The organism is Streptosporangium fragile (assembly GCF_039534445.1).
Taxonomy (GTDB): domain Bacteria; phylum Actinomycetota; class Actinomycetes; order Streptosporangiales; family Streptosporangiaceae; genus Streptosporangium; species Streptosporangium fragile.
The window spans coordinates 20,972-30,418 of record NZ_BAAAVI010000087.1 but is presented as its reverse complement, the minus strand read 5'-3'; the positions used below and the strand labels follow the sequence as shown (position 1 = coordinate 30,418).

Sequence of the window (9,447 nt, the reverse complement as noted above, 5' to 3'; positions counted from 1 at the left end):
GAAACACCCTCCCGAAACAGGACGCGTCAGCCTAAACCCCTACCGGACGCCCTCTGAGAGGATCGGTATCGCGGCCATCCGGTTCCCGTCCCCTGCCGTTTCACGCTCCGGCGGTACGAGAACGGCGAACGTCCGGGCCGGTCGGGCGGCAGAGGCGCGCCCGCCGGTCCTCCGGCGTCCGAGCCGGCCGTCCTCACCCCGTCCGCCCTGGCCGCCTCCGGTCCGCGCCGGCCGCTTCCGTATCGGCCGCCCGACGGTTCAGTCTCCTGCCGGGCGGCCGGACGCCGAGCCGAGCATCCGACGGGGAAGCCCGCCCAGCGGCACGGCGAGCATGAGCACGCCGGCGGCGAGAGGGATGCTCCCCCCTGCGACCGGAATCCCGGGGAGTACCGGACATTCGTCACGGTCCCCGGTCGACGTACCCCGGATCCTTCTCAGGTGATTGCACAATCACTCCCGGGGCTCGGTTATCCACAGGGTGCCGCCTCAGCCGCCTCGGGGATCGCCCGCGGCGCTAATGTCAGCGCCATGGTCACTCGCGCGGACATCGGAGTCATCGGCGGCTCGGGGCTCTACTCCCTGCTCGACGATGCCACAGAGATCGAGATCACCACCCCCTACGGCCCGCCCAGCGACGTCGTCACCGTCGGCCACATCGGGTCGCGCTCGGTCGCCTTCGTGCCCCGGCACGGCCGCGACCACCGCTTTCCGCCCCACCGCATCCCCTACCGGGCCAATCTGTGGGCGCTGCGCTCCCTCGGCGTCCGTCAGGTGCTCGCGCCGAGCGCGGTCGGGTCCCTGCGCCCGGAGATCGGTCCCGGCGCCCTGGTCATCCCCGACCAGCTCGTCGACCGCACCTCCGGTCGCACACAGACCTACTACGACAGCGGTGGCGTCGTGCATGTCTCCTTCGCCGACCCCTACTGCCCCGCCGGCCGTGTGGCCGCCCTCGCGGCCGCCCGCTCCGGCGACTGGTCTCCGGTCGACGGCGGCACTCTGGTGGTGGTCGAGGGGCCGCGCTTCTCCACCCGCGCCGAGTCCCGGTGGTTCACCGCCAACGGGTGGACGATCATCGGCATGACCGGCTTCCCGGAGTCCGTCCTCGCCCGCGAGCTGGCCATGTGCTACACCTCGATCTCCCTGGTCACCGACCACGACGCAGGAGTCGAGGCCGGTGAGGGCGTCACCCACGAGGAGGTCCTCGCCTTCTTCGCCGCCAACGTCACCCGCATGCGCTCACTCGTCGCCGATGTCGTCACCGCCCTCCCCCACGAACGCACCTGCCCCTGCCCCAACGCGCTGGACGGTCTCAAGCTCCCCTTCGGCCTTCCCGAGTAGACAGCCCCACCGGCCTCTCCCCGCCGGCGCCCCCTCAGACTTCTCCCCCTCGTCCCTCTTCCAGCCTTCTCCCCCTCGTCCCTCTTCTCGGTTCCTCTCCGCCCCGCCGTCCGGCGGGGTTCCGTCACGGGCACCGCGCCGCCCGGCTCCCACCTTCCGGAGTCAGCCATGCGCGCTCTGCGCCGGTTTCTCGGCCGCCGCCACCGCCTCATCGCCACCGCCGTCGCCATCCTGGCGATGGGATGCGCGCTGCTGGCGCTACGCCCCGACACCGCCTCGGTGACCGTCCTGGCCGCCGCCAGAGATCTCTCCGGCGGCGTGCTCGGCACCGCCGACCTGGAACCGGTCGAGCTGCGCCCCGGAACGGTCCCCGACGGCGCGCTGAGACCGGGGGCACAGGTCGCCGGGAAGATCCTGGCGGGCCCCGTACGCCGTGGCGAACCCCTGACCGACGTCCGCCTGCTAGGCCCGAGCCTGCTGGCCGCCCACGGCCCGGAGACGGTCGCCACCCCGGTCCGCGTCGCCGACCCCGAGGCCGCCCGGCTGCTCTCCCCCGGTGACGTCGTGAACGTGCTCGCCGCCCCCGCCACTTGGGACGGCTCCGTCCCCGCCCGGACCGTGGCCCAGAACGTCACGGTCCTGGCCACACCAGGCGGCGAGCCCGAGCGGGGCGCCCTCGTCGTGCTGGCCACCACCTCGGCTCAGGCGATCGAGCTGGCCTCGGCCCAAGCCGGCGGGCGTCTCTCCATCACGATCGGCTCCCGTCGACGATGACCATGAAAATTACCGGGGGCAATAGAATCCCCGCCGGGCCGGACAGCCGGACAGTGAGTGAATGACATAGCAAGGGGCGACCATGCTCAGTGGGTTCAAGAAGTTCCTGATGCGCGGAAACGTGGTTGAACTGGCCACCGCGGTGGTGGTGGGCGCGGCCTTCACCGCCATCGTGAACTCGTTCGTCGGAGACGTCCTCACCCCGCTGATCGCGGCGATCGGCGGGCAGCCCGACTTCTCGGCGCTGACCCTCAGACTCGGCACGGGGGAGATCCGATACGGGTCCTTCCTCAACGCGGTGGTCTCGTTCCTGATGGTGGCGGCCGTCATCTACTTCCTGGTCGTCCGCCCGTACGAGGCGTTCTCCGCCCGGTTCGCCCAGAAGCCGGAGATCACCCACCGCGCATGCCCGGAGTGCCTGTCGGAGATTCCCAGGGCCGCCGTCCGCTGCTCCCAGTGCACCGCCCAGGTCATCCCGGTCCACTGACGACGCCTACAGCAACGACCCCAGCTTGGGGTCGTACTCCCAGTGCCACGGCTCGAAGGGGCTGACGTAAGCCCACTTGGGGTGGATCCAGCCGTACTTCTTGCCGTTGGCCTCCACCCAGTTGAACTCCGGTGACCGGAAGCGCTCCACACCGCCGCAGAGGTCGACGGCGAGCCCCAGTCCGTGGTTGCTCCGGCCCGGCACGGCGGCGAACCCGGGGCGGCGGTAGTAGACCGACTGCTGCTCGGCCAGGCTCCGGTAGCTGTCCGTCACGCACATGGGTTTGCCGAAGCGCCGCTTGTACGCCTCGTTGAGGCTGATGAACGCCAGCGCGGCGTCGCCTCGCAGCTCGTTGCCTTTCTGCTGGAGCGGGCAGAGGTAGGCCTGCGGGATGAGCCCGTTGGGGAACTCCGTCAACGACGACGTCCTGGTCGGGTCGCACCCGCCCGCCGGCTGCCCCTTCTTGTCGATTTTGACGCCCAGCTTCACCAGGGCCTGGGTCAGGGACTTCACGATCTTCTGCGAGCGCGCCCTGAGCGTCTCGATCTCGGCGGCCATCTGCGCCTCCGACAGGAGGTTGGCCGCCCGGAGTTCCTGCGCCTCGGCCGCCAGCCGCTCCCGCTCCTGCTGCAGGCGGCTGGTGTCGTCGAGGATCCGCTGCCGCTCGGCGACAAGCTGGGTGACGCCGGTCATGGCCCGCAGGGTGTCCGCATCGGACTCGCCGGAGAGGAAACCGGTCACGTCACCGCCGATGGGCTGCTGGTAGAGCAGCCCGACCAGGTCCGACAGCGGCTGCCGTATCCGGGCGAAAGCTCGCTCCGCCTCCTGCAACTGGCGCAGCTTGGCGGACAGCTCCTTCTCCGAGTCCCTGATCTGGGCCCTGCGCTGCTCCAGCGCCTTCGTCGCCTCCTCCAGGTCTTTGGCGGCCTTCTCCGCCTCGCGACGCAGTTCGGTGAGATTCACCGGATCGGCGACGACGGCGACACTCTGCTCCTCCACCGGCACCCGCTGCGCGGCAGCGGCCCCCGGCAACAAGGACGTCATCGTCGCGACGACGGCGATCAGACCCGCTGATCGACGAGGTGGCACGTTCGTCCCCTCCGTTTGCGAACTCGTGACCTGGGCCAGGGACGCACGCTACTACAGCCAGCTGAGTATCCGGGCCAGACTCCCCTTAGCCGTTATGCGCCGAACACCCTTTTTGGAGCCGGACAACTCAGGCTTCTTGCCGTACGTGCTCCGCGCAGACCTCCCAGAGCCACGTCTCCCGCCACTCCCCCGGACACCCCGGCCGGTGCGCCGGAGACCCAGGCTGGGGCGTACGCCGCAGCCGCGGCGCGGGAGCCCCGGCAGACGGCCGCGGCACCGCCCTGCGCACCTTCGGAGAAGCCTCCCCGGACCCCCTCCACGCCCCTCCGCGAGATTCCCGCCGCGGTCCCTGCGACGACCCCTTCCATGGCTCCGTCACCGCTTCCGTTCCCGGCACGCGGTCCTTCACCGTTCCCGGCACACGGTCCTTCACCGGATCCTTCACCGAGGCGACGCCATTCGCCGGACGCCGCCCGTCAGGCCCTCCGGCCGCGCGCATCCAGCCTCCGTAGACCCTGTCGGGCCGCAACGGCGGAGGCACCGGCCTCGGCTCGAAACGCCCGACCCAGGCGGGCCCGACCACCACCGGCACCACAGCCACGGGCATCCCCGCCTCCAGCGGCCCCGCCGGCCCCGTCCCCCCGTAAGCCTCCGGAACGCCCACAAGCCCCGCGTCACCCCACGTTCCGGAACTCCTCCGGCCTTCCGACGCACCTTGACCTTTCAGGCCGCCCGGTCCCATGACCTCGTCATGGGAACCCACACCCGCACGGCCCCCGACCCCTTGACCCGAACCCGAACCCGCACGGCCCCCGACTCCTTGACCCGAACCCGAACCCGGACGGCCCTCGACTCCTGCACCCGCACCGGCCTCGATGCCCACGCGGCCCCCGGCACCCTCCCTGGCTCGGCCTCCGACACCCTCCCCGGCTTGGCCTCCGGCAACGGCCACGCGCACGGCCGCGCCATAGCCGGTGAGCTCAGCCACCAGAAGCCCCCCGGCCAAAAGCGCGGGCGCCAGCATCGCCCCACACAGCACCACCGGCCGCAGAGCACGATGCCCCCGGATGCGCTTCCGTCGCCCCTGAATCACGGAGCGTGACACTAGCCACGCCCTCCCCCACCCCATCGCCCCACTTGCCGCCCCTTTACCGCAGGTCAGCGAACCGATAACCCGTTCCCTGCCCCGAGTCCCCCTCCAGGCGCGCATTCACTCCGTACTTTCGCTACTCTTACTAGGAGTCCCTGCCTCCGTAGCTCAGGGGATAGAGCACCGCTCTCCTAAAGCGGGTGTCGCATGTTCGAATCATGCCGGGGGCACCTAGTTGACCAGCCGTTAGGCCCCTGACCTGGGGCTTAGCGTGCTCTCGCTCAGCGAGCATACGCAGCCGAGTGTCGCCGTAGGCAGCCGCATGTCAGCAGTCGCGGGATGTACGCGGGATGGATCTGGGGATGTTTCCGCAGCCTGCGGCCCTCTACGAACGCAGCAGGACCTGAAGCGCCGTCCATCCGGATGCACCGATGATGCTCCCGGTTCAACGCAACCAGCAGTCTCGCAAAGACACGGCCTCCTCACCGATCGGTGCAACCATTCCTGCCTTGCCATCCGGCGCATAGCCCCCATAGACCTCATACGGCGTGAGAGAAGGTTCCGGCTCAGGCTCCTGTCGGCCATTCTGCTGAAACCAGAAGTCAGCCATCTCTCGCGCGATGTCCGCAGCCGAAGGCTTCGAGGGCTCCAAGCCGCAGGCCCCATCCCGCGCCGTGGCAGCGCTGATCGACGGAACTGCCAACAGTGCCATGACCAGCAAGAGGTTCGAGGAACGCCGTCTACTCACCTACCGCTCTCCTGGTTTCCGGGGCCCGATGTTCCGCCGTTTCGGAAATCCGCCAGTCCCGTGACGAACATCGCAGCCGAAAGCGACGAAATGATCAGGAGCGACCTCATCACCCCGCCAGTCCGGCCTTGAAACGAGAACAGGCCCCCGGGGAACCAGGGGCCTGCCCAGCTTAGCTAGATCATTCGTCGAGGACTTTGTCGATTTTCCCGTTGGCGAGGTGCTGCTGCCCCTCCATGCACTTGGCGTAGACCCGGAGCAGCACGTCAACGCTGTGCCCCGCGCGTTTGGCCACCTCGGTAGCCGGGACGCCCGCGTTAAGCCAGAGTGAGACGGCCGCGTGCCGCAGGCCGCACGGCCGGGCAGGTCCTTGACGAGGGCGGGGATCAGGGAGAGCAGAGCGTAGGTGTCGGTCTTCCGTGTCCGCGCCGCAGAGTGGAGCCATCGCGACGCCATGAATGACCGGGCGTTGCCCGTCCTGCGCTTGGCCGCCTGGCGCCGGAACCACCGGTCCCGGGCGAGGCACTTGCGGCAGGTGATCTGCCCCTCTTCCAGGGCCGCACCGCACACGCAGGCGGGCGTCTCGTCGATCGGACGGTTGTCGTTGATCACTGCTGTCTCTCCTCTCGATCGCTGCAGGTGGTGGCTGTGCGATACCGAGAGTGCGACGAAGAGTGAGGAGGTGATCACTACAGGACGGGACATGTTCGGGACGTCCGGTCTACGATTGCCCCGTCCCTGGAGGTCCCTCTTCGGCAGGTGAGATGGCGAACGAGCGGCTACGCGCGGCCCTTCTGCAGCGAGGGGCGACCGTGGTGGAGATGGCCGAGGTCATCAAGGTCGACGCCAAGACGGTCGAGCGGTGGATCACCAAAGGCCGCACACCGCACCGAAAGCATCGCTTCGCGGTGGCCTCGTTCCTCGGTGTGGAGGAAACCTACCTGTGGCCGGACGCCCTGACCCCCACCCAGGCCGCAGCCGTCTCCGAGAGCGAGATCGTCACCGTCTACCCACACCGCTGGGCCGTCCCCCGGGACGCCTGGGGACGTCTGTTCTCCGCGGCCCGGCAGGAGATCGGCGTGCTCGTCTACAGCGGCCTGTTCCTGGCCGAGGACACCGGCATCGTGCGCCTGCTCGCCGACAAGGCCGCCACCGGAACGCGGGTACGGATCCTGCTCGGCGACCCCGACTCGGCCGAGGTCGCCCAGCGCGGCGCCGACGCGGGCATCGGCGACGGCATGGCCGCCAAGATCCGCAACATGCTGGTGCTGTACCGGCCGCTCCGTGCCGTCGCGGGCGTGGAGATCCGGCTCCACCGCACCGTGCTGTACAACTCGATCTACCGCGGGGACGACCAGCTTCTCGTCAACACCCACGTGTACGGCCAGCCCGCCGCCAACGCACCCGTCTTCCACCTGCGCAAAGTCGCCGGCGGCGACATGGTCTCCACCTACGTCGGCAGTTTCGAGACAGCCTGGGCCGGAGCCACGCCCCTGGACTCCTGACCATGGCCCGCCGCATCGACTTCTACGACGACCCCGCCGCCCCCGAGCCCAACAGCCTCGTACCGTCGGTGAACGTCGTGGTCGTCAACGACACCGGCGACATCCTGATGATCCGCCGCTCCGACAACGGCAACTGGGCCGTCCCCGGCGGCGCGATCGACCTGGGCGAGTCCCTGCCCGAGGCCGCGATTCGCGAGACGCTGGAGGAGACCGGCGTCCGGTGCGAGATCACCGGGATCGTCGGCACCTACACCGACCCTCGTCACGTCATCCTCTACACCAGCAACGGCGAGGCCCGCCAGGAGTTCTCCATCGTGCTCACCGGCCGGGCCGTCGACGGCGAGCCGACCCCGAGCGACGAGTCCCGTGAAGTGCGCTGGGTGCCGCGCGATCAGGTCGAGGCCCTGACCATGGACCGGTCGATGCGGCTGCGGATCGGCCACTACCTGGCCGGCCGGGCGGTGCCGCACATCGGATAAGGCACGCGTCCGAAGGAGATCGGCCCCGCGGCTGAGAGTTACGGAGGTCCGGAGAAACCGACCAAGCGTGACAACCGTCTCACCTATCTGATGATGATCGTTTACATTGTCAGTGGTGCTGCGAAAAAGTGCGATCGGGGGTGTTCGGGGTGGCCCCTGGACGGCGAGCGAGTCGCGGTGTCGACGGCACGGACGTCGCTGACAGTGTCCTTCGGAGCCGCGATCGGGAATCTCCCGGCCCGGCACGGACGCGGGTGAAGCGCCGTCCCCGCATGAGGGTGACGATGACGGCAGCCGCCCTGTTCATGGGAGTCTGCGCCTGCGAGCCTGCCGTACCGCCATCGGTCGCCGACGGACCGGCTCCGAGCGTCCCTTCCGGAGAAGTTGCTTCGCCGAACACAACGGCACTCCCCGGCACCGCCTCGCCGGAGCGGCTTGGCCCGTCGCAGACACCCCCACCCGTGCCCTCTCCCATCCGGAAGGCCGAAACGCCTTTCGCGCGGACCTATCCCCGGACCAAGATCCTGTGGATCCCCGCCAAGGACACGATGTCCCGTTCCGTCGTCGGTGTCCTGCCCGACGGGCGACTCCTCGTCCGTAAGTTCTCCCGGTACCTCCCGTACCTCGACCACGTCGACATCTTCGATCCTGTCACCGGCCGCAGCACGGTGTGGCACCACAAGGAGGAAGAGTCGTACACCACCACCGCCGCGGCGCACGACACGCGCGTGGTGAGACTCATCGAAAACGACGAGCCGGGCGGGTGGATTCTCGAGGCCACCGACATGCGCACCGGCCTGACCCGAGAGGTGATGAACACCTGGGGCGGTCCCGGATGGTACTGCGGGAATGCCTGGCAGTACCCCATCGACCTCCAGTTCCACCGGGGTGAGCTCTACTTCTCCAGGTGCGTCACCGGCGCCGCCGGAGACGTGGGTGTCTACCGGATGGGCCCCGGCGACGAGATTCCCCGGCTGTGGCTGCGCGGACTGTATGACATCCTCTGGGAGGGCGACACCTTCCTCGCGAGGTCCCCTGTCGTGGCGAATTCATCGGATCCGGGGGAGTTCACCGACTCACCGCCGGCCCGCTACGGCCCGGACGGGGCCAGGCGCGGCGCTCCCGATCCGGCCTCGCACATCGCCCAGGTGAACACGGACCGAGATCGCCTGGAGTACGGTGACGGCACCGCCGCCGGCATGAGCCCGCGCGCCAAGAACGTCGACATCTCACGGCACGGGCGCTTCGCGGCGTGGCGCGAGGGCGGGGTCGGATGGCTCCTCGACGCCCGGACACGTGTCGCGGTGCGCCTGCCGGGCCAGGCGACGGACGAGGTGAGCATCTCCAATGCCGGATACCTCCATTGGAAGACGGCGGGCGGCTACAACGTCCTGGACCTGGCGACCCTGAACAGCCGGGGTTGAGCGCCCTCATCGTCGGCGGAAACCGGAGTCGCCTTACGGTCATGCGGTCGAGCTCTCGGCAGGAACGCTCCCCTCCACGACGGGCCCGCCTGCGCGATTTCCTCTTCCCTCTCGCTTCGAGAAGCCTCATGACCGGGCAGGGAGAAAGCAGCCAAGAGTGATCTTTGTGATCGATTCCCTGGCAAGATCACATGCGCGGTGGCCGATGTAGATCCACGCGGCCGACGGTTCCGCCACGGCCTCCCGCCAGGGACAACGGTTGCGCTGGACCATGCTTCCCGATCGCAGGGACAGCGGTTTGGAGAAACCACCGCGCCGTCGGCCGCATGGGGACCGGACCCCGATCGCTCGTGTCTCGGCTCTGCTTCAAAGCGGCCCGTACGGCGCGCACGGCCGAGGTGACGCATGGGGTCGCGGTGTGGGATCGACCGGCCGACTCGTCCACTACCTGGTCGACCAGGCGGCGCCGTACATCGGATAGAAACCCATTCGCGGGAGAGGACCGGAGCGTTT

General features: G+C 69.2%; 7 protein-coding genes and 1 tRNA gene. 7 read left to right on the top strand and 1 reads right to left on the bottom strand.

The window, feature by feature from the left end; all coding sequences use genetic code 11:
• The first annotated feature begins 528 nt into the window (after nt 1-528).
• From ABD841_RS35850 to mscL, 3 genes are all read left to right on the top strand, one after another.
• The gene (locus ABD841_RS35850) at nt 529-1,338 is read left to right on the top strand and encodes an S-methyl-5'-thioadenosine phosphorylase (RefSeq protein ID WP_344981058.1); all 810 of its coding nucleotides are present in this window, start codon (nt 529-531) and stop codon (nt 1,336-1,338) included.
• Between the two features lie 168 nt (nt 1,339-1,506).
• Nucleotides 1,507-2,112, top strand: a complete 606-nt coding sequence (locus tag ABD841_RS35845; protein ID WP_344981056.1) for an SAF domain-containing protein — start codon at nt 1,507-1,509, stop codon at nt 2,110-2,112.
• Between the two features lie 82 nt (nt 2,113-2,194).
• The gene (gene mscL / locus ABD841_RS35840) at nt 2,195-2,599 is read left to right on the top strand and encodes a large conductance mechanosensitive channel protein MscL (RefSeq protein WP_344981054.1); all 405 of its coding nucleotides are present in this window, start codon (nt 2,195-2,197) and stop codon (nt 2,597-2,599) included.
• Between the two features lie 6 nt (nt 2,600-2,605).
• Here mscL and ABD841_RS35835 read toward each other — a convergent pair whose 3' ends face one another.
• The gene (locus ABD841_RS35835; RefSeq protein ID WP_344981052.1) at nt 2,606-3,643 is read right to left on the bottom strand and encodes a D-alanyl-D-alanine carboxypeptidase family protein; all 1,038 of its coding nucleotides are present in this window, start codon (nt 3,641-3,643) and stop codon (nt 2,606-2,608) included.
• Between the two features lie 1,292 nt (nt 3,644-4,935).
• Between ABD841_RS35835 and ABD841_RS35830 the strand changes: the two genes are divergently transcribed.
• From ABD841_RS35830 to ABD841_RS35815, 4 genes are all read left to right on the top strand, one after another.
• A tRNA-Arg gene (locus ABD841_RS35830) sits at nt 4,936-5,008 on the top strand.
• Nucleotides 5,009-6,290: 1,282 nt separating this feature from the next.
• Nucleotides 6,291-7,031, top strand: a complete 741-nt coding sequence (locus ABD841_RS35825) for an XRE family transcriptional regulator (RefSeq protein ID WP_344981050.1) — start codon at nt 6,291-6,293, stop codon at nt 7,029-7,031.
• A 2-nt stretch (nt 7,032-7,033) separates the two neighbouring features.
• A complete protein-coding gene (locus ABD841_RS35820) occupies nt 7,034-7,510 on the top strand; it encodes an NUDIX hydrolase (protein ID WP_344981048.1) in 477 nt (158 codons plus the stop codon).
• 461 nt (nt 7,511-7,971) lie between these two features.
• On the top strand, nt 7,972-8,934 hold the full coding sequence (locus tag ABD841_RS35815; protein ID WP_344981045.1) for a hypothetical protein: 963 nt from the start codon (nt 7,972-7,974) through the stop codon (nt 8,932-8,934).
• The last annotated feature ends 513 nt before the right edge of the window (nt 8,935-9,447 follow it).